Below are 19,150 nucleotides of genomic sequence, written 5' to 3'. Positions count from 1 at the left end.
TGCGCATGGACGAGAACGGCGTCGACGACGCCGGCGACGGCGCGACCGATCCGCTCGCCGACGAAGACGTCTATCGCGTGCTCGGGCCGGACGGGAGTCCCCTGCCCGACGCGACGGTGCCGGACCTCTCTGACGAGCGGTTCCGCGCTATCTACCGCGATCTGGTCGTCACGCGTCGGTTCGACGAGCGCGCCGTCAGCCTCCAGCGACAGGGCCGGATCGGGACGTACGCGCCCTGCGCGGGCCAAGAGGGGTCGGCCGTCGGGTCGACGCACGCGCTCGCGGACCGCGACCTGATAAGCTACCAGTACCGGGAGCACGGCGCGGCCGTCGTCCGCGACCTCCTCTCCGAGTACCTCCCCTACTGGATGGGCCACGAGGCCGGGACGGAAGCGATCGCCGACGGCAACGTCTTCCCGCTGAACATCGGCATCGCGGCCCACCTCCCGCACGCGGTCGGGGCCGCGTGGGCGTTCGCCCACCGCGACGAGGACCGCGTCGTCGCCTGCCACTTCGGCGACGGCGCGACCAGCGAGGGCGACTTCCACGAGGCGATGAACTTCGCCGGCGTCTTCGACACGCCGACGGTATTCTGCTGTCACAACAACGGGTGGGCGATCTCGGTCCCGAGGGGGAGACAGACCGCGAGCGACACTTTCGCCGGGAAGGCGACCGCGTACGGTTTCGACGGCGTCCGCGCCGACGGCATGGACCCGCTCGCCAGCTACGCGGTCACGCGGGAGGCTGCCGAGCGTGCCCGACGCGGCGGTGACGGCGACGGCGGCGACGAGGTGGGCGGCAACGGCACCGCGGACGACCCGCGTCCGGTCCTCATCGAGTTCGTCGAGTACCGGTTCGGCGCCCACACGACCGCCGACGACCCGACGGCCTATCGCGACGCCGACGACGTTGACCCGTGGCGCGCGCTCGACCCGCTCGGCCGCATGGAGGCGTTCCTCCGCGAGACGGATCGCATCGACGACGAGGGCGTCGCGGCGATCCGCGAGGAGGCGGACGATGTCGTCGCCGCGGCGATCGACGCGGCGGAGTCGGTTGAGGCCGACCCCGCCGCGATGTTCGACCACGCGTTCGCCGGGCTCTCGCCCGAGACCCGCCGTCAGCGCGACGACCTGCTCGCGGCCGTCGCGGAACGCGGCGAGGAGGCGTTCCTGCGAGAGGAGTGAGGGGGCCGCGAGGCGACCGGGCCGGCTACAGGTGCCCGCCCGCCGCGTTCGCCGCCTTCCGGCCGCTCTCTAGGGCGCCTTGGATCGACGACCACTCCGTGTAGTCGCCGGCGAGGACGACCGGGCCCTCGGGGTCGTCCGGCCTCGGGAGGTCGGCGTGGACGCCCGGCGGCTGCGCGAACTGCGCGAACCGGATCCGGTGGACGTCGAGGGTCTCCAAGCCGCCAAAGTCGCGGTCGGGGAACCACGCGTCCAGCGCGTCCCGAACGTCGTCGCGGAGGTCGCGCTCGTCGCGGTCGAGCGACTCCTGCCCGAGGAACGTCGCCGCGAGGAGCGCGCGGTCGCCGGGCGCGTACTCGGGCGCGACCTCCGACATCGGGACCACCGCGTTCGGCGACTCGTCGGCTGCGTTGAGGAGGATCCGGCCGCCCGTCTCGAACGACTCGCCCGCGGGGAGCGCGAACCACCCGGTCACGTTCGGCACGCCCTCGGTCGGGACCGACTCGACGCCGGTGAGCCGCCGGGCCTCCGGCGGCGAGGTCGCGACGACGACCGCGTCCGTCTCGCGCGTCGTACCGTCCGCGAGTTCCACGGTCGCACCGTCCGCGTCGGCCGCTCCGGTTCGGAAGGGAATCCGGCCCCCTCCGGCGATCCGGACCGCCTCCACATCCCTGCCGGTCTCGATATCGACGCCCGCCTCGCGGGCGCGGTCGGCGAGCGCGGCGGGGAGCGCGGCCATCCCCTCGGCGGGGACACCGATCGACCCACGGCCCATCGCGCGGAACGTGTACTCGAAGACGTGCTTCGAGGTCGAGAGGCTCCGGTCTAAGGTGATCCCGCCGTAGAACGGCTCGACGAAGTTCTCGACGTAGTCGTCGGCGAACCCCCAGTCGCGGAGGTACTCGCGGATCGGGGCGTCGCGCCCGGCGAAGAACTCGCCCTCGTCGCGGTTTCCGAGGTCGTACCGCAGCGCGAGCGTCCGGAGCTTGTCGGAGAAGGAGACCTCGTCGTTCAAAAGCGAGGGAATCGCGGACAGCGGGTCGCGGAGGGGGTCGCCGAGCGTCGAGCGCGAGCCCGGCCGGCAGATCGTCGCACCGGGCGCGAACGTCCGCAGGTCGAGGTCGTCGAGCCCGTCGGCACCCAGTTCGCGCTCGACGGCGGGGTAGCTCGAGAAGAGGACTTGGAAGCCGTGGTCGACGGTGAACCCGTCGACCGTCTCCGTCCGCACGCGCCCACCGACCTCGGGGCGTCGCTCGTACAGCGTCACGTCCGCGCCCGCCTCCGCGAGTCGGGTCGCCGCGACGAGCCCCGCGAGCCCGCCGCCGACGACCGTGGCGTTTCCGTTCATATGTGCTGTATCGGGTCGCGGGTTTATAAGCGGCGGCGGGTCGAGGCGATTCGATTGGCGAAGCCACAGCCGCTCGGCCGCGTTGCTTCTGATAAATCGCTGATCGACACAGTCCACTCCGAAGCCCCGCCCGACGGCGACCGCACAGCGCCTCGCGCCACCGCGGTTCGGGGTCTCGTCGAGACGGTCATCCGCACCCGAGTGCGAAGCGATTAGTCGCCGCCGCCGCAAGGTTCGGTATGGCAGACTTCGAGACCACGCCGGCGTTTCGCGGGCTGGAGAGTCGGGCGTCGGGACGCGTCCACGAGACCGCCGACGCGGCGGCCATCGACGACGACGAGCGGGCGCGCGGACTCGACCCGGTCTACGACTACGACGCCGTCGACCCCGACGACCTCTTCGACCCGGCGGCCCGCGGCGCGAGCGGCGACGCGCGGACCGCGCCCGCGACCTCGCGCGGCCACTGGCGCTTCGACGCCCTGCTCCCGTTCCCGGCCGACGGCGCGCTCACCGCGGGGGAGGGCGGGACGCCGCTCGTGGCCACCGACCGGCTCGCGGACGAGCTCGACGTCGACGCGGTGTACGTCAAAGACGAGGGGCGCAACCCGACGGGGACCGTCCTCGACCGCGGCCTCTCGCTCGCGACGACCGCGGTGGCGGCCCGGGCCGCCGGCGGCGGCGACGTGGAGCCGCTCGTCTGCGCGAGCCCGGGGAACGCCGGGCAATCGATGGCGGCGTACGCGGGCCGGGCGGACCTGCGGTCGTACGCGTTCGTCCCCTCGCGGTGCGCCTTCTCGAACAAGTCGATGACGAACGTCCACGGCGGCGAGATGCGTGTCGTCGGCGGGCGCTTCCCCGACGCGGCCGACGCGGTCGACGAGCAGCTCGCGACCGACTACACCGACCTCAGCGAGTTCGCCACGCCGTACCGCCACGAGGGCGCGAAGACGATCGCGTTCGAGCTCGTCGCCGATCTCGGTGACACCCCCGACGTGGTCGTCGTCCCGACCGGATCCGGCGAGGTCGTCGCCGGCGTCAAGAAGGGGTTCGCCGAGCTGGCCCGGATCGGCGCGGTCGATGACACCCCGAAGGTCGTCGCCGCGCAGGCGTCCGGCTGCGCGCCGATCGCGGCCGCCGTCGAGCGCGGCCTCGACGAGCCCGAACCGTGGTCGACGCCCGACACAATCTGCGGCGAACTGGAGATTCCGGACCCCGCGGGCGGCGCCGCGGCAGTCGAGGCGGTCACCGAGAGCGGCGGGACCGCGGTCGGCGTCGACGACGACGACATCCTCGCGAGCGCGGTCGCCGTGGCGCAGAACGAGGTCGTCGAGATGGGCGCGACGGGCGGCGCGGCCCCCGCCGGCGCGTGGGCGCTCGCCGAGGAGGGCTTCTTCGACGGCGACGAGACCGTCGTGCTCCTCAACAGCGACGCCGGGCTGAAGACGCCCGACGTCCTCCGCAGCCACCTGATGGGACAAGGGATTTAGAAACGGAACCGGCGGTCAGCGACCGATTCGATTCAATCGCGCCGCGCGAGCAGGCCAGTGGCGAGCAGCGCGATCGCGGCCGCGACGACACCAAATCCGGGGACCTCCGCGCCCGTGTCGCCGTCGCTGCCGCCCGCGTCCGTCTCGTTTCCGTCCATGCCGTCGGTCGAGGAGTCGCCGCCGTCCGACGTATCATCGCTCCCGGACGAGTCGCCGTCGGAGGAGCCGTCGTCCGACGACTCGCCGCTCTCGGTGCCGTCCGTCGACTCGCTGCCCTCCTCCTGTAGCTCGACCACCGCGTTCGACAGCGTCGTCGTCGACCGGATCACGCTGCGCGGCGCGGGCTGGTTGAGGTAGTCCACGTTCATCACGACGTAGTTCTCCTCGACGCCAGCGGTCGTGCTGGCGTACGGCTCCTCCGCCAAGATCGCGGCCTCGGGGTCGGTGACCAGGATTAGCTCGGGGTCCGTCTGGAGGATCACCTCGTCGGAGAGCTGCGGGTACGCCTCGTACTCCGCGGCGACGTTGTCGGCGCCCCCGACGTTCATGATCGCGTCGATGAAGGTGTTGTTCGCGGCGACGTAGCCGCCGCCGAGCGGGTAGAGCGCGGCCGGGCGGTCGACGCCGGCGGTCCGGTTCTCCGCGGCGTCGACCGCGTCGTACATCTCCTCGTTCGTCTCGCTCGCGGCGTCGCACGCGCCGACGAGCCGACCGATCGTCTCCGTCTTCTCGGCGATGTCGTCGATCGAGGTCGCGGCCGGGAAGTGGTACACTTTGAGCCCCTGCTCGCGGAGCGGCCCCACGTCGGCGGCCGAGGAGTTCGGCGCCAGCACGAGGTCGGGCTCGGTGTCGACGACGCGCTCGACGCTCGCGCCGAACTCGGCCGAGACGTTCGCACGCTCCTCGGCGCCGTCGAGGTAGAGCGCGAACCGGCTCACGCCGACGACGCGGTCCTGTTCGCCGAGCTCCCACAGCGTCTGCGCGGCCGACGGGTTGAGCGTCGTGATCCGCTCGGGACGCTCCTCCAGCGTTATCGTGGTCCCGGTCGCGTCGGTCGCATTGAGCGGGAAGCCGCAGGCGCCGTCGGTCTGTGCGGGGGCGGCCCCCGCCCCGGCCGCGGACCCGACCGCCGGCTGTGTGCCCGCAGCCGATTGCGCGCCCGCAGCCGGTTGCGCGCCCCCGGTCAACTGCGCGCTCGCGCTCGGTCTGTCCGTCGCTATTGTCGGCTGTGCGCCCGCGGCGGTCCCGGCGACGCCGCCGATCAGGGCGGTCGCCACCAACGCGGCCATCGCAATTGCGAAGCTATTTCGCATCGAATTGAGGACCGGACTCGTCCAATAAGTATTTATCTACTACAAGTTGTGTTGGAGAACGCATGCGACCCTGGGCCCGCTCGGCGGCGTGGTCGGCGGCGATAGCCGCGCTGCTGGCAGTCGTCGTCGTCGTCAGCGCCGCGATCGGTCCCGTCCGTATCCCGCCTGAGACGGTGGTGAAGTCGGTGTTGAACGCGCTCGCGGTGCCCTCCGGAATCGAAGCGAGCGCGAGCGGTGTCGGCCCGTTGCCGGTCCCCGGCGTCGGTCCCCTCACGCTCCCCGGCGTCGACCTCGCGTTCGCGTCGCCGTTCGCGTTCCCCGTCGACTCCGTCCACCAGCGGATCGTCGTGGGCGTGCGGCTCCCGCGGATCCTGCTCGCCGCGCTCGTCGGCTTCGCGCTCGCGGCCGCCGGCACGGTGATGCAGGGGTTCTTCCGAAACCCGATGGCCGACCCGTCGATCATCGGCGTCTCGTCGGGCGCGGCGGTCGGCGCGGTGGCGTTCATCGTCTTCCCCGCCGCGCTCTCCGCGACCGTCGCGCTCCCGCTCGTCGGACCCGTCGAGGTCGCGCTCTCGCGGGGCGCGGGGACGAGCCTCTTCGCGTTCGTCGGCGCGCTGGTCGCCGCCTTCGGCGTGTACGCCATCGCGACCCGGAACGGCCGGACTCCCGTCGCTACCCTCCTGCTCGCCGGCGTCGCGGTCCAGACGTTCCTCGGCGCGGTCGTCTCCTACCTCCAGCTCCAAGCGGGGGAGTCGCTCCGGCAGATCGTCGCGTGGCTGATGGGCCACCTCTCGGGCGCGGCGTGGAGCGAGGTGGCCGTCACCGCCGCCGTCGTGCCGCCGCTGTTCCTCCTGCTGCTCGCGTACGCCCGCGACCTCAACGTCCTCCTGCTCGGCGAGGAGGAGGCACGGGGGCTGGGGATCGCGGTTGAGCGCACGAAGCGGGTGTTGCTCGCTGCCTCGGCGCTCGTCACGGCCGCCGGGGTCGCGTTCGCCGGCGTGATCGGGTTCGTCGGTCTCATCGTCCCCCACATGCTCCGGCTCGTCGTCGGGCCCGACCACCGGACGCTGCTCCCGACCGCGGCACTCGCGGGCGGCACGTTCCTCGTCGCGGCCGACACCGTCGCGCGCTCCGCGGCCGCGGAGTACCCGGTCGGGATCATCACCGCCGCGGTCGGCGCGCCATTCTTCGTCTACCTGCTCGTGACCCGGGAGGTGACGGAGCTGTGAGTGCGGATCCCACCGTCGACGCCGAGACGACGGGCGCGGCCGACGCGGCGGAGTCGGCCGCGGGCGGCGGCGACGGTTCCGAGGCCCTCCCCGACACGGCGCTCTCGTTCGGCGACGCGCCGCTGCTGTCGGCCGCGGACGTGGCCGTCTCGTTCGGCGACCTCGACGTCGTCTCCGGCGTCGACCTCCGGGTCGAGCCCGGCTCGCTCGTCGGCCTCGTCGGGCCCAACGGCGCCGGGAAGACCACCGTGCTGCGCGCGGTGACCGGCGCGGTCGAGCCGGACGCCGGGACCGTGCGCCTCGGCGGCGACCCGGCGTCGTCGCTGTCGGCCCGTGAGGTCGGTCGGCGCGTCGCGAGCGTCCCGCAGACGACGAACCTCTCGTTCGACTTCCGGGTGCGCCACGTCGTCGAGATGGGTCGGACGCCCCACCTCGGGCGCTTCGACGCGCACGGGACCGAGGACGACGCCGCGGTCGACGCCGCGATGGCGGCCGCCGACGTCGAGCGCTTCGCCGACCGGTCGATCACCGAGGTCTCGGGCGGCGAGCGCCAGCGCGTGCTGCTCGCGCGGGCGCTGGCGCAGGCGGCGCCGCTCCTCCTCCTCGACGAGCCGACCGCCAGCCTCGACGTACACCACGCGGTCGAGACGCTCGAACTGGTCCGCGAGTTCGTCGACGGCGGCGACCGGGGAGCGATCGCCGCGATCCACGACCTCGACGCCGCGGCCCGCTACTGCGACGAGGTGGTCGTCATCGCGAACGGCGGGGTTCAGGCCGCCGGGCCGCCGGAGTCGGTGCTATCGGCGTCCGCCGTCGGCGCGGCCTTCGACGCCGAGGCGTTCGTCGGTCGCAACCCGGCCACCGGGACGCCCGCGGTCACTGCGTTCCCGGAGAGCGACGCCGACCCGCGCAGCGTCCACGTGATCGGCTCGGGGCGGTCGGGCGCGCGCGTCGTCGCCCGGCTGGCCGCCGCGGGCCACGAGCCCTCCGTCGGCGTAGTCCCCGAGGGAGACACGGCCGCCGGCGCCGCCGCGGACGCGGGCGCGACAGCGGTGACGGCGCCCCCATTCGAGGACCCTTCCCCGGAGGCGCTCGCTGCGGCGCGCGACCTCGCGGCCGACGCCGACGCGACGCTCGTGGTCGCGGCGGACGGCGACGTCGCCCCGACAGCGAACGGCCCGAACGCCGAGGTCGCGGCGGCCGCGGACCGCGTCGTCGACGTCGCCGACGACGTCGACGACGCGGAGCTGCTCGACGCCGTCGCGGCCGCGAGCGGTGCCGAGCCGGCGGAGTGACTCCGGCCGCTCGGGTCCCCGCCGTCCGGCCCGCGAAGCGTCACCGTTTATTCGCTCGACCGCGTCCCTCCGACGATGAGCGTCCCCTGCGTCGCCGTCGCCCGCGAGCGCGGCGAGACCGTCCGGAGCCGGCTCGCCGACGCCGACGCCCTCGACGGCGACCACCAGATCGCCGTCGACGGCGAGACGATCTACATCCCCGTCGCGGACCGCGAACTAGTGCCCGCTGCGTTCGCCGACCGGATCGTCGAGCGCGACGCCGAGCGACGGGACCGCCCCACGACGCCCGCCGACATCCTGGGATACGAGCCCTCTATCGAGCGGCTCGGTGACATCGTCATCGTCGACGAGGACGACGACGAGCGCGCCCGCGAGATCGCCGACGCCGTCGCGGCCTCCGACGTGCCCTGCGAGACGGTCCTCAACCGCGCGTCGCCGATCGAGGGCGAGTTGCGGGTCCGCTCTTGGGACGTGCTGGTCGGCGACGACACGGAGACGGTCCACCGCGAGTACGGCCACGAGTTCGCGCTCGACGTCGCCGCGGTGTACTTCTCCCCGCGGCTCGCGACCGAGCGTCACCGCGTGGCCGAGCAGGTCGACCCCGGAGAGTCGGCGATCGATATGTTCGCCGGCGTGGGCCCGTACGCGGTCCCTATGGCGTCCCGCGGCGCCGACGTGGTCGCCTGCGATCTCAACGAGCGCGCGGTCGAGTACCTCCGCGAGAACGCCGCGCGCAACGGGGTCACCGACCGGGTGACCGCGATCAGCGGCGACGTGCGCGACCTCGCCGACTCCCACGCGGACACCGCCGAACGCCTCGTGATGAACCTCCCCCACTCCGCGGACGAGTTCTTGGACACCGCCGTCGCGCTCGCCGGCGACGACTGCGTGATCCACTACTACGACATCCAACACGAGGACGACCCGTTCGGCCAGGGGCGGCGCGCGATCGAGGCGGCCGCGGGCGACGACTACGCGGTCACCGTCGAGACCGAGCGGGTCGTCCGGTCGTACGCCCCCCACGAGCACAACGTCTGTCTCGACGCTCGCCTGACGCGCGACGCCGACTGATCCGGCCGCTCCGCGCGCCCGACGAACCGAGGCAGACACGTCAGGGAATATACTTATGAGTGTAACTATCTAACATGTCTTCGTATGAGCGACGCCGCAGACCCCGAAGAGCGAATCGACGAGACGACCACGTGGCCGGAGCTGGCGATGGGGCTCTACGACCGCTTGACCGGTCGAAACGCCGAGATACACTACCAGTTCGAGGACATGACCGTCGAGGTGCCGAGCGGGACGGGAGACGACGTCGAACACGCCGAGTGGCGCGTCGACGGCGGCGTCCGCGTCACGACCCGTGAGCGGGACTGAGTCTCACGCCGCCCTCGCAGTCGAGACCGACGACCTGACGCTCTCCGTCGACGGGGTCGATGTGTCGGTCCACGCTACCGAGCGGCGCCTGTTCCTCGAAGTAGAGAGCGTCGGTGACGCCCTCCGCGTCGCCCGCCGCCTCCCGGGCGACGCTGCCTCGGACCTCGCGGTCAGGGAACTGCGACTGGGGGACCTCACCGCCGAGGTCAGGGTCCGCGGACGAACGGTCGCGATCGCGGGCGCCGACGCGCGCCCCGGTCCGGTCTCACACCGCCTCGGCGTCGCGCCCGCCGAGGTGCGCCTCGCGGGGGTCGTCGGCGCCGGATACGGCGGCCTTTCCGCCGCGGTGCGCCGCGCGCGGCGGCTGTTCGCGTAGCGTCGAACGGGACGGAGAGCGGCGGCGCCGCTCGCGATCCGTCGTCGAGACAGCGAAAACGCCGCGCCGCCCCGAGGGGGGTCGGGGCGGAGCGGCCGGGGCCCGTCACATGACAAGCGGCCGCGGCGACGGTCGGCGGACCAGAGGCGATTTTGCGCTTGGCGCGTCGGTGACGCGTTTCACACGGTAGCCGCGGCGGAACGCTACTGGGGATGACGGCCGCGCCGAGTCGCGGTTGGGGAGACGACCGACGAGACCCTTGCCGCCCGGTACGGGCTCCGACCGGGCACGCACCGCCGAGGGATTCGATCCCCGCCGTCTCGGCACGCGGACGGTGTCAGCACATTCAAATTGAAGTCCGAACGAGTATTTAGTCTTTTTCCTTATACAATTGTATTGTGTTCTGGTTTCCTGTGTGTTTATAGATGTAATATGGGAACGATTGTGACGTTCGTCTTATTCGTATCGGGCGCGCGCGTCGCTTCCAGCGCGCGGCTCGGCTCCCGCCGCGTCCCCGTTGCGTCCCCGTTTCGGAACCCTTATTTTTCCGTCCGGGAATTGTGTGATGAGCGCCGGGGTAGCTCAGCTGGCAGAGCGATTCCTTCGTAAGGAATAGGTCGAGGGTTCAAATCCCTCCTCCGGCTCTTCTACCGAATCGTCTTCCGACCGAGAGCCGCGGCCGTGCGCGCCGTCGTCCTCCGTGATCGGCCTCTTTCTGATCGTTCCGTCACCGCTGTGCGATATCAGATTTATATTATCAAAAGAATATTAGGTGTGTGCCTATGTACCATGGAGCCGTATGCGCAGATATGCGACCAGAATACGAGCATCACGGCGAAGAAGTGTACGAGTGTTTCAAATGCGGTCGGCGAACGGACTCGCCGGGCGAGTGCGAGTGTGGCGGTGAACTGTGTCATATCGGCCGTTCCCGGGATCTGTAGCCGGATCTGTCACCGCCCGGTCTCGGCCCGTCGTCGATCCGATCAGTCGCTCCCGGCGGCGTCGTTCCCGTCGCCTCCGTCGGCGTCGCTTCCCCCGGCGTCGTCGCCAACCTCGCTCTCCGCGTCCTCGCCGCTCGCATCCCCGTCCGGCTCGAACTCCGGCAGCGAGAGGACGTTCTCCCGCCCCAGCCGGAAGCCGTCGAGGTCGCCCTCGTCGCGGAGCCCCGTCACCACCTGACTCGTCTTCGCGGCGGTCCAGTCCAGCTCCTCGGCCACCTGCTTCTGTTTCATCCGACCGCCCTGTGACTCGATGAGGCGAAGCACCTGCTCCTCGTTGCTCAACAGGTCGCTGTCGACGGTCGGCGCCGCGTCCGCCTCGTCGTCGCTCTCACCGGAGGTGTCCGCGTCGCCGTCTCCGCCGAGTCCCGACTTGCCGCTTGCGGCAGTCCCGTCACTCGCGGCAGTCTCGCTCCCGGCGGTCTCGCTTCCGACCGCCGTGTCGGTCGCGACGACTCCCTCTCCGCCGTCGTCCCCGGCGTTGCGCCGCCGATAGGCGGTTGTTCCGGCGACGACGAGCACGGCGAAGAGAGCGACGAGCCCGGCGGTCGGCACCCCCGAGAGCGGCCCGGCGGGTGCGACCGCGATCCGCGGTTGGCCGGCCGAGAAGTCGACCGGACCGTTCCAGACGACGGACTCCTCCCGGACCTCGCTCGGCTCCGGCGTCGTCTCTCCGAGGCGATACCCGTCCGGCCACGAGACGATGAGCGACGAGGAGCCGTCGAGGAACAGCCCGTCGACCGCGTCGCCGACGCGCAGCCGGTCGCCGTCGACGGCGGCGAAGTTCGTCCACTCGAACCGGTAGGTCAACACGCCGTACGCCTGCGGGAGTTCGCGCCGCTCGGCGGTGACGGTCGCGTTCGACACGGTCATGTTGCGCCCTGTCGCCGACTCGGCGGTCGCCGCGGTCGAGGCCATCCGGTCGCGGAACCGGGCCGTGTACGCGTCCGTGTCGTTCTCCACGTCGGCGCGAAGCTGCTCGAACGCCCGCTCCTCCTCGTCGGTGCCGAGCCGGATCCGGTACTCGACGGTCCATTGCGCGTCGCCGTCCGGTTGGACGGCGACCGCCATCGACACGTCGTCCGGTTCGACGTCCATCTGTGCGAAGCCGCCCTCGAACGGGACCGCGCCCGCGCCGCCGGCGGCGAGGGCGAGACCGACGGCCCCGAGGAGTGCGACGACGGCGAGGAGGACCGGCGCTCGCTTCACGTCCTACGCCACACGGAGAGCCGGTAAATTCCTTCCCATGCGGAACGGTTACGCGGTGCCGCCGCCAGCGGGGCGGCGGGTGTGTGCGGGTTCACGGCGCCACCGACTTCACGCATCGAGGCGAGACGGACTGCTGACGGTCGTCGGCGGGGCGCCCGCGCCGCCGCTCGAACTGTTTCCGTCGGGGCCGCCGCTCGGACCGTTTCCGTCGGAGGCGCCGCTCGAACTGCCTCCGTCAGAGCTATGCTTGCTCGAACTGCCTCCGTCAGGGGAGCCATCGCTTGAACTGTCTCCGTCGGAGGCGTCATCGCTTGAACCGTTTCCGTCGGAGGCGCCATCGCTTGAACCGTTTCCGTCGGAGGCGTCATCGCTCGGCCCGCTTTCACTCCCGGGTTCGCTCCCCGGGTCAGTCGGACCGCCGGTCGACGCGTTGCCGGCTCCGCCGCCGGTCGCGGTGCCGGATCCCGGGGGGTCGGACCGGTTCGGGCCGTCCGCGGCGACGGCTCCGGTCCCGTTCGCGCTCCCCGACGCCGGCGGTCCGACGGACCCGTTACCGGGCTCACCGCCCGGACCTTTCCCCGAACCGGCCCCGGGCGCTCCCATCGATCCGTTCCCCGAGCTCGCTCCCGGCGACCCGGCCGATCGATTTCCCGAATCCCCTCCGGGCCGCCCCATCCCGGGTGAGCCGGCGTCGACGGGCGGGCCGCGTGCGGTCCCGTTGCCCGGCGGGCCGCGCCGCCCGGGGGCGACCGGTCCGCCGACGTCTTTGCCCGCCACGCCGCGGGCGATGGCGGCGACCTCGGGGCCGCTGAGTTCGTTCGCGCGCTCGCGCAGCGTCGCCAGCCGCTCGTTGTCGACGCCCGTCTCGTTCCGGACGGCGGCGGGGAGTTCGGCGGCCGCGCTCGCGCTCCGGTTCAGCCCCCGCGAGAGCGTCTCGATCCGCGCGGTCGTCGTCGCCATCCGCGCGGCGTACGCGCCCTGACTCAGCTCCCCGGCCTCGCGGCGCTCGCGGAGCTCGTCCTGTCGCTGTTCCAGCTCCGCGAGGCGCTCCGCGGTCCGGTTCAGCCGCTCCGCGACGACGGCGGCGCGGCTCTCGTTGGTCTCGGACTCCCGGAGCGCGACCTCGAACGCTCGCGATTCGACCTCGCCCTCGATCTCCGCGCCCTGAACGCCGACGACGCCGGCGAGCCGCTCGCCGGGACTGAGGTCGCCCGTCGCGTTCGCGCCGCTCGCGCTCTCGGCGCCCGAGTCCGCACCGCTCCCGTTCCCCGGGTCGGTCTGTGCGGTCACCATGCCCGCCGGCGCGGCGGCGGCGGCTCCGACGATCAGGGCCGCGGCGACGGCCGCGACGACGAGACTCGCAATCCAGCGGTTCATTACCAGCGTCTACGCCCTCCGATCGTATATATCCGGAACTCCGTTAAGCCGGATCAACGCGGATTAATCGCCCGACGAGACCGGGACGGCTCGATTCCTCAAAAACGAGTGACAACTGCGGGTCGCCTCCGCGGAGGACGCGCCGTCGCGACTCAGTACGTCTTCGCGAAGTACGCCGTCCGCTCGGCGGCGTCGTCGCACATCGCGCACGTCTCCTCGTGGTCCCCGTCGGCGAGGGGGTCCTCGTCGTCGAACGGGACCATCACGATCTCGGCGGCCATCGGTTCCTTGATCGGCTCCTCGCAGGCCTCGTCGCCGCACCACGGCGCCTTCACGTAGCCGCCGTGCTGGCCGAGCGTGCCGAGGATCTCGGCGCGGTCGTCGGCCTCGCGCACGCCGTTGTCGAGGGTCTCCTCCGCGGTCGCGTACAGCTTGGCGTATATCTCGTCGAACTGGTCGCGGACGGTCTCGGCGACGGCCTCGCGGTCGACCTCGACGCTCTCGCCGTCGGGCCGGTGGACCAGCGTGAGCTCCTCGTCGTCGACCTCGTGGGGACCGATCTCGATCCGGAGAGGGATCCCGTTGAGCTCGTGTTCGTTGAACTTGAACCCGGGGTTGCGCTCGTCGCGGTCGTCGAGCTCGACCCGGATCCCGGCATCGTCGAGGTCGTCGGCCACGCCCTCGGCGTAGTCGAGGACGTCTTCTTTCGTGTCCTCCTGCCAGATGGGGACGACGACGACCTGCGTGGGCGCGACCGTGTGAGGCAAGACGAGCCCCTGCTCGTCGGAGTGGGTCATGATCAGCGCGCCCAGCGCGCGCCACGAGAGCCCCCACGAGGTGGTGTGGGCGACGCGCTCCTCCTCGTCCTCGTCCGAGTAGGTGATGTCGAACGCCTCGGCGAACGACTGCCCGAGGTGGTGGGAGGTGCCCGCCTGGACCGACTTCCCGTCGGGCATCAGCGCCTCGACGGTCGTCGTCGTGTCCGCGCCGGGGAACTTGTCGTGGTCCGGCTTCTGCCCCTTCAGGACGGGCATCGCCAGCAGGTCGTCGTAGACGGACTCGTACTGGTCGAGCCGGGTCATCGTCTCCGCCCACGCGTCCTCGCGGGTCGCGTGCGCCGTGTGGCCCTCCTGCCACAGGAACTCCTTCGTCCGGAAGAAGGGCTTCGTCTCTGTCGCCTCCCAGCGCACGACCGAGCACCACTGGTTCACGCGCAGCGGGAGGTCGCGGTGGCTCCGCACCCACTGGCTGATGTACGGCGTGATGATCGATTCGGAGGTGGGCCGGACCGCGAGCCGCTCCTCGAGCTCCTTGTTGCCCGCCTCGTCGACCCACGCCACCTCGGGATCGAACCCCTCGACGATGTCCTTCTCCCGTTCGAGGTACGACTCGGGGATGAACATCGGGAAGTAGGCGTTCTGGACGCCGGTGTCCTTGAACTTCGCGTCGAGGAACCCCTGGAGCCGCTCCCAGACCGCGTACGCCCGCGGACGGGTGACGATGAAGCCGCTCATCCCCTCCGGCCCGTAGTCGGCGAGGCCGGCCTTTCGTACGACCTCGGCGTACCACTCGCCCGTGTTGTGCGTCTTGGACTCGGTGATCCCGAGCTCTTGGTCGTCGTCGCTCATTACTCTCGAAAGCGGGTGTCGCGGGCTTAAAAGGTCCGAACCCGACCGCAGCGCCGCGTCCGCCCCGAACGTGTACCCCGGTCACGTCCCGCACAGATGGAATCCGGGGAAACGTTAACCGCCTCGCGTCGCCTACGTCGCCCATGGACCTGTCGGGGGTGCGCCGCCACGCGCCGCAGTCGCTCGCCGGGCGGCGCGAGGCGGCCGTGTTGGCGCCGGTGATCGCGCGCGACGGCGACGCCCACCTGCTGTTCACCAAGCGCGCCGCGCACCTCGGCGAGCACCCCGGACAGATGAGCTTCCCCGGGGGCGGCCGCGAGCCGATCGACCGGACGCTGACGGACACCGCGCTGCGCGAGGCCGACGAGGAGGTCGGGATGCGGTCGTCGGAGGTCGACGTGATCGGCCGGCTCGACGACACGCGCACCTCGTCGCAGTACGCGGTCCGGCCGTTCGTCGGCGTCGCACCCGACCGCGAGTACGTCCCGGATGAGTCGGAGGTCGCGGAGGTGGCGGTCCTCCCGGTCGACGCGCTCACCGACCCCGCGAACTACGAGTCGGAACGCCGCGTCGACCACCCGGAGTACGGCGACCACCGCGTCCACTACTTCCACGTCGGCGGCTACACCGTCTGGGGCGTGACGGGCCGGATGGTGGTACAGCTACTGGAGCGGACGACCGACTGGCGCGCGCCCGCCGAGCCCGACCGCGTGGTCGGGGCGGACGCCGAGCTCCCGATTTAGCCATTCGTGGACGACGGCGTGGCCGGCCGCGTCACTCGGCGGGCTCGACTTCGAGCCGCAGCGTGAGGTCGGCCCCGTCGGCCAGCGCGGCGACGAGGTCGCGGTCGAGGTCGGCGGCGGCGCCGTCGCCGTCGACGAGGATCGTCCGCTCGTCGTCCGTGTAGTCGCTCGTCCGACCGACCATCGAGCGGTCGTCGAGCAGCGCGAGGTCCGGGTCGCCTCGGCCGGTGATCGTCTGCTCGAACGTCTCGTCGCCCGCGTCGACGACGAGCGTCGCCTCGATCGTCGCGTCCGCGTCCCGACACGCCTCGCGGAACTCGGCCGAAAAGTCTCGGGGGGTCCGGTCGGCCTCGACGCCGACGATACAGTCGCCGGCGGGCGTGAGCCAGTCGTCGGTCGTGAGTTCGAACGTGCTCGCGTGCTCGGCGGAGACGTGCTCGTGGCCCGTCGCGCGGACGACTTCGACGCGGGTGTCGTCGACGTCGCGCTCGCCGTCGTCGAGGGCGTCGCCCGCGGCGGGCTCGCTCGGGGCGTCTGCGTCGCTCATGCTCGCCGGTCGGCCGCGGCGCGACAAGTGGCCGTCGCTTCGGCGGCGAAGGCGGAGCCCGGGACTCCCGCCTCAGACGTCGGCGCCCTCGGCGAGCGCCGGGACGAGCCGGGCGGGGTTCTTCGCCAGCACGCGACGCATCAGGTCCTCGGAGACGTCGAGCGTGAGCACCTCCATCACGCCGACGTTCGGGTGGACGTCGGGCGCCCCGGAGCCGAAGAGGACGCGGTCGGGGTGTTCTAAGACGCCGCGTTCGAGCACCTCTCGGTAGCGCACGGCGCTCGTGTCGACGTACACCCGGTCGTACTCGTCGAGCAGGTCCAGCGTCTCGTTCATCAGGTCGGCGTCCAGCGGGTAGCCGCCGAAGCTCCCCAGCACGACCGGCAGGTCGTAGTCCAGCAGCTCCGTCTCGACCGCCTCGGGCGGGAATTTCCGGCCGGCGTGGACGAAGAGTGGGAGGTCGGCGTCCTCCAGCCGCGTCAGCACGTCCTCGTTCGGCAGCCCGTCGACGTGGGGGGCCAGCGTGAAGCCGTGGAAGCGGTCGTCGTAGGAGTACTGCTCGACGTCGTCCGGCCGGGCGTGGTGGTCGCCGCGCTCGGCGCGGAGGTTCCGGACCACCGACACGGGCCCGGTCCCCGGGTCGCGGGGGCCGTTGAGCCGGGCGAACGCGACGAACGGGCGGTCGATCGACAGGCGCGCGACCGCGTTGTTCGCGCGGAGGTAGCTCCGCCCGGCGGCGCGCTGGCCGGGGCTCGCGACCGCGCGGACGATCCCGGCCTGGAGCATTTCCCGTTCCAGTCGCTCCGGCGAGATGTCCCGCCCGTGGGTGGCGACCGACGACTCGTCGGGGTCGAGGGTCGCGCGGGTGTCGACGATCCGGAAGTCGTGTTCGAGCCCGAGCATGGCCGCTCTCTACCCGTCCGTCTCGGGCGATCCGGATGTGCCTGTCGGTCGCACGGCGGCGGGCGACGGGGGCCGAGGCACGCGACGCCGTCGCACGCGGAGCCAAGGCTGAAGACTCCTCGCCACGCCGAGCCGACATGGAACTCGTCGAAGCCGACGAGGGTGACCTCGGCGCGCTCGCCGACAGGTGGTACGACCTCGCGACGGCGATGGAGGCGTACTCGTCGCTGAACGAGATACGCCACGAGGACGCCGGGGCGGTCGCGGACGACGGCTTCCGCGCGCACCTCGACGACCCGTCGGTGACCGACTACCTCGTCGCCGTCGACGGCGAGACGGTCGGGTTCACCACCCTCGAAACGGGCACCCGGCCCGCCCGAGAGCGGGGCCGGTACCTCGATATCGTGAACCTCGAAATCGACGCGGAACACCGGAACGAGGGGTACGGCACCGCGGTCGTCGAGCGGGTCGAGGAGTTGGCCCGCGAGGCGGACCGCGACTACCTCACCGTCTCCTGCGAGTGGGGCAACGACGGCGCGCGGCGCTTCTACCGGGACGCGGGCTTCGAGCCCAAGCAGGTGACGTACGCGCGGTCGGTGGAGTGAAGCGAGGGGGCGATGCGCCCACCGACGCCCGCCGCGGTCCCGATTAGGGTCCGGCGGTCGAGACGATCTTCACCACGTCGCCCTCGGTCAGCTCGTGGTCCTCGCCGATCCGGCGCGAAGCGCGCGCGTCGACCGCGTGGAGGTACCCTTCGCCGATGTCCGAGTGGACCGCGTACGCGAGGTCCCGCGGGGTCGACCCCGCGGGCAGGAGGAACGCGTCCGGGAGGACGTTGCCCGTGCCGTCCGTCCACTTGCCGGCGTCCTGGACTGGGTAGGCCGTGATCCGGTCGAGCAGGTCGTAGACGGCCGCGTTCAGCGCCGACTGAACGCCCGTTCCGTCGTGGGCCGTCATCGACTCGCGGAGGGCGTCGAGGCCGGCGCGCTGGTCGTCGGAGACGCCGCCGACGATCTCGAACGACTCGTCGCCCGGGTCGTAGTCGACGACGCCGGCGTCGACGGCGCGGCGCAGTGCCAGTTCTCCGTCGGCGGTCGCCGGGACCACGGGCTTGTCCGTCCCCTCGCGGATCCGCTCGACCGCGTCGTCGGGGGCCGCGTCGACCTTGTTCGCGACGACGACGATGGGCTTGGTGCGCCGGCGGACCGCCCGCGCGAGCGCCTCGCGGTCGTCGTCGGTCCACGCCTTCGGATCGTCGGGGTACTCCAAGCCGCGCAGCACCGCGGTCACGTCCCGCTCGGTCGCGCCGAAGCCGGTGAGCATGTCCGAGAGCGCGGCTTCGAGGTCGAAGTCCGGCGAGCGCGACTTCCGCTCGACGCTCTCCCAGTTGCGGTCGACGATGCCGGCGAGCCACAGGTCCATCTCCTCCTCGACGAAGTCCACGTCGTCGAGGGGGTCGTGGCTCCCGACCTCGACCGGTTCGCCTTCGGCGTTCGTGGCCCCCGAGGCGTCGACGACGTTCAGGACGACGTCCGCGTTCGTCAGTTCGTCGAGGAACTGGTTGCCGAGGCCCTTCCCCTCGTGCGCGCCGGGGACCAGTCCCGCCACGTCGAGCAGTTCGATCGGGACGTAGCGCTTCCCGTCGCGACAGTTCTCGTTCTCGCAGCGCTCGTCGCGGTCGAGACACGGGCAGCGCGTCCGGACGTGGGTCACCCCGCGGTTGGCGTCGATGGTCGTGAACGGGTAGTTCGCGACGTCGACGTCGGCCATCGTGGCGGCGGTGTAGAAGGTGGACTTGCCGGCGTTCGGCTTGCCCGCGAGCGCGACCGTGAGCATACCCGACGGTCGCGGCCCCGCGAAAAGCGCCTTTCGGTCGGGCGCGGAGACGTATCGAATATGAGCCGGTCCGATGGTGCGGTGGCGCGCGCCTCCGAGCGCCAATGGGGCGCGAGGAGCGCGTGCGAGGTCGCCGGCGCTACGCGCCGGCTGCCAGAGGGACCGACGGTCCCTCGCTGGTGTCGGGCGGCCGGAGCGAAGCGGCGGCCGGCCGACGCGGCTGGGGCTTTGGCGGCAGTCCCCGTCGACTCGCTGGCCGTGTCTCACGAAGGATAGAATTTCAAGCGGCTTTACTGCTGC

At 71.8% G+C, this 19,150-nt stretch carries 17 protein-coding genes and 1 tRNA gene; 10 read left to right on the top strand and 8 right to left on the bottom strand.

Annotation, left to right across the window (positions count from 1 at the left end; translation table 11 throughout):
* The first annotated feature begins 5 nt into the window (after positions 1-5).
* Positions 6-1,184, top strand: a complete 1,179-nt coding sequence (locus EXE52_RS01870; protein WP_049931067.1) for a thiamine pyrophosphate-dependent enzyme — start codon at positions 6-8, stop codon at positions 1,182-1,184.
* A 25-nt stretch (positions 1,185-1,209) separates the two neighbouring features.
* Here the strand turns inward: EXE52_RS01870 and EXE52_RS01865 are convergent, their stop codons facing one another.
* A complete protein-coding gene (locus tag EXE52_RS01865) occupies positions 1,210-2,532 on the bottom strand; it encodes an NAD(P)/FAD-dependent oxidoreductase (protein ID WP_089307863.1) in 1,323 nt (440 codons plus the stop codon).
* Between the two features lie 239 nt (positions 2,533-2,771).
* Between EXE52_RS01865 and EXE52_RS01860 the strand changes: the two genes are divergently transcribed.
* Complete coding sequence (locus EXE52_RS01860) at positions 2,772-4,019, top strand: pyridoxal-phosphate dependent enzyme (RefSeq protein ID WP_137703403.1); 1,248 nt, start codon at positions 2,772-2,774, stop codon at positions 4,017-4,019.
* Between the two features lie 32 nt (positions 4,020-4,051).
* Here the strand turns inward: EXE52_RS01860 and EXE52_RS01855 are convergent, their stop codons facing one another.
* On the bottom strand, positions 4,052-5,332 hold the full coding sequence (locus EXE52_RS01855; RefSeq protein ID WP_086216233.1) for a PGF-CTERM-anchored ABC transporter substrate-binding protein: 1,281 nt from the start codon (positions 5,330-5,332) through the stop codon (positions 4,052-4,054).
* A gap of 62 nt (positions 5,333-5,394) precedes the next feature.
* Between EXE52_RS01855 and btuC the strand changes: the two genes are divergently transcribed.
* From btuC to EXE52_RS01825, 6 genes are all read left to right on the top strand, one after another.
* Positions 5,395-6,561: a vitamin B12 ABC transporter permease BtuC gene (gene btuC, locus EXE52_RS01850; protein WP_049932834.1), complete on the top strand. Its 1,167-nt coding sequence runs from the start codon at positions 5,395-5,397 to the stop codon at positions 6,559-6,561.
* 122 nt (positions 6,562-6,683) lie between these two features.
* On the top strand, positions 6,684-7,856 hold the full coding sequence (locus tag EXE52_RS01845; protein ID WP_394338096.1) for an ATP-binding cassette domain-containing protein: 1,173 nt from the start codon (positions 6,684-6,686) through the stop codon (positions 7,854-7,856).
* A gap of 75 nt (positions 7,857-7,931) precedes the next feature.
* Positions 7,932-8,927, top strand: a complete 996-nt coding sequence (locus tag EXE52_RS01840) for a class I SAM-dependent methyltransferase family protein (protein WP_089307860.1) — start codon at positions 7,932-7,934, stop codon at positions 8,925-8,927.
* An 84-nt stretch (positions 8,928-9,011) separates the two neighbouring features.
* The gene (locus tag EXE52_RS01835) at positions 9,012-9,233 is read left to right on the top strand and encodes a hypothetical protein (RefSeq protein ID WP_049932832.1); all 222 of its coding nucleotides are present in this window, start codon (positions 9,012-9,014) and stop codon (positions 9,231-9,233) included.
* Positions 9,220-9,609 carry a peptide ABC transporter ATP-binding protein gene (locus EXE52_RS01830; RefSeq protein ID WP_086216236.1) on the top strand — a complete coding sequence of 130 codons (390 nt, stop codon included), beginning with the start codon at positions 9,220-9,222 and terminating at the stop codon, positions 9,607-9,609. Before EXE52_RS01835 ends, EXE52_RS01830 begins: the two co-directional genes overlap by 14 nt.
* A gap of 571 nt (positions 9,610-10,180) precedes the next feature.
* Positions 10,181-10,253 (top strand) — tRNA-Thr (locus EXE52_RS01825).
* A gap of 339 nt (positions 10,254-10,592) precedes the next feature.
* Here the strand turns inward: EXE52_RS01825 and EXE52_RS01815 are convergent.
* From EXE52_RS01815 to proS, 3 genes are all read right to left on the bottom strand, one after another.
* Positions 10,593-11,816 (bottom strand): hypothetical protein, encoded by a 1,224-nt coding sequence (locus EXE52_RS01815; protein ID WP_089307859.1) that lies wholly within the window; start codon positions 11,814-11,816, stop codon positions 10,593-10,595.
* Positions 11,817-11,924: 108 nt separating this feature from the next.
* Positions 11,925-13,193, bottom strand: a complete 1,269-nt coding sequence (locus tag EXE52_RS01810) for a hypothetical protein (RefSeq protein ID WP_089307858.1) — start codon at positions 13,191-13,193, stop codon at positions 11,925-11,927.
* 152 nt (positions 13,194-13,345) lie between these two features.
* Positions 13,346-14,821: a proline--tRNA ligase gene (gene proS, locus EXE52_RS01805; protein ID WP_089307857.1), complete on the bottom strand. Its 1,476-nt coding sequence runs from the start codon at positions 14,819-14,821 to the stop codon at positions 13,346-13,348.
* Positions 14,822-14,964: 143 nt separating this feature from the next.
* Here proS and EXE52_RS01800 point away from each other — a divergent pair, with 143 nt between their 5' ends.
* Positions 14,965-15,564, top strand: coding sequence for a CoA pyrophosphatase (locus tag EXE52_RS01800; RefSeq protein ID WP_049932827.1), 600 nt, complete (start codon positions 14,965-14,967; stop codon positions 15,562-15,564).
* A 31-nt stretch (positions 15,565-15,595) separates the two neighbouring features.
* Here EXE52_RS01800 and EXE52_RS01795 read toward each other — a convergent pair whose 3' ends face one another.
* Both EXE52_RS01795 and EXE52_RS01790 read right to left on the bottom strand, forming a co-directional pair.
* Complete coding sequence (locus tag EXE52_RS01795) at positions 15,596-16,111, bottom strand: DUF371 domain-containing protein (RefSeq protein ID WP_049932826.1); 516 nt, start codon at positions 16,109-16,111, stop codon at positions 15,596-15,598.
* Between the two features lie 72 nt (positions 16,112-16,183).
* Positions 16,184-17,014, bottom strand: coding sequence for an amidohydrolase family protein (locus EXE52_RS01790; RefSeq protein ID WP_049932825.1), 831 nt, complete (start codon positions 17,012-17,014; stop codon positions 16,184-16,186).
* A 137-nt stretch (positions 17,015-17,151) separates the two neighbouring features.
* Here EXE52_RS01790 and EXE52_RS01785 point away from each other — a divergent pair, with 137 nt between their 5' ends.
* Complete coding sequence (locus tag EXE52_RS01785) at positions 17,152-17,619, top strand: GNAT family N-acetyltransferase (RefSeq protein ID WP_089307856.1); 468 nt, start codon at positions 17,152-17,154, stop codon at positions 17,617-17,619.
* A 43-nt stretch (positions 17,620-17,662) separates the two neighbouring features.
* On the opposite strand, the gene EXE52_RS01780 is transcribed toward EXE52_RS01785, so the two are convergent.
* Entirely contained in the window at positions 17,663-18,850 is a 1,188-nt protein-coding gene (locus tag EXE52_RS01780; RefSeq protein WP_089307855.1) for a redox-regulated ATPase YchF, read from the bottom strand.
* Between the last annotated feature and the right edge of the window lie 300 nt (positions 18,851-19,150).

Source organism: Halorubrum sp. CGM4_25_10-8A (assembly GCF_005435025.1).
In the GTDB taxonomy this organism is placed as follows: Archaea; Halobacteriota; Halobacteria; order Halobacteriales; family Haloferacaceae; genus Halorubrum; species Halorubrum ezzemoulense.
Note: the sequence above shows the minus strand (reverse complement) of the source record. Positions and strands in the feature narration are given on the sequence as shown.

Bases quoted from the DNA above. Each gene is read 5' to 3' on its own strand.
- EXE52_RS01870 (WP_049931067.1), top strand. From the start codon at position 6: ATGGACGAGAACGGCGTCGACGACGCCGGCGACGGCGCGACCGATCCG.
- EXE52_RS01865 (WP_089307863.1), bottom strand. From the start codon at position 2,532: ATGAACGGAAACGCCACGGTCGTCGGCGGCGGGCTCGCGGGGCTCGTC.
- EXE52_RS01860 (WP_137703403.1), top strand. From the start codon at position 2,772: ATGGCAGACTTCGAGACCACGCCGGCGTTTCGCGGGCTGGAGAGTCGG.
- EXE52_RS01855 (WP_086216233.1), bottom strand. From the start codon at position 5,332: ATGCGAAATAGCTTCGCAATTGCGATGGCCGCGTTGGTGGCGACCGCC.
- btuC (WP_049932834.1), top strand. From the start codon at position 5,395: ATGCGACCCTGGGCCCGCTCGGCGGCGTGGTCGGCGGCGATAGCCGCG.
- EXE52_RS01840 (WP_089307860.1), top strand. From the start codon at position 7,932: ATGAGCGTCCCCTGCGTCGCCGTCGCCCGCGAGCGCGGCGAGACCGTC.
- EXE52_RS01835 (WP_049932832.1), top strand. From the start codon at position 9,012: ATGAGCGACGCCGCAGACCCCGAAGAGCGAATCGACGAGACGACCACG.
- EXE52_RS01810 (WP_089307858.1), bottom strand. From the start codon at position 13,193: ATGAACCGCTGGATTGCGAGTCTCGTCGTCGCGGCCGTCGCCGCGGCC.
- proS (WP_089307857.1), bottom strand. From the start codon at position 14,821: ATGAGCGACGACGACCAAGAGCTCGGGATCACCGAGTCCAAGACGCAC.
- EXE52_RS01800 (WP_049932827.1), top strand. From the start codon at position 14,965: ATGGACCTGTCGGGGGTGCGCCGCCACGCGCCGCAGTCGCTCGCCGGG.
- EXE52_RS01795 (WP_049932826.1), bottom strand. From the start codon at position 16,111: ATGAGCGACGCAGACGCCCCGAGCGAGCCCGCCGCGGGCGACGCCCTC.
- EXE52_RS01790 (WP_049932825.1), bottom strand. From the start codon at position 17,014: ATGCTCGGGCTCGAACACGACTTCCGGATCGTCGACACCCGCGCGACC.
- EXE52_RS01785 (WP_089307856.1), top strand. From the start codon at position 17,152: ATGGAACTCGTCGAAGCCGACGAGGGTGACCTCGGCGCGCTCGCCGAC.
- EXE52_RS01780 (WP_089307855.1), bottom strand. From the start codon at position 18,850: ATGCTCACGGTCGCGCTCGCGGGCAAGCCGAACGCCGGCAAGTCCACC.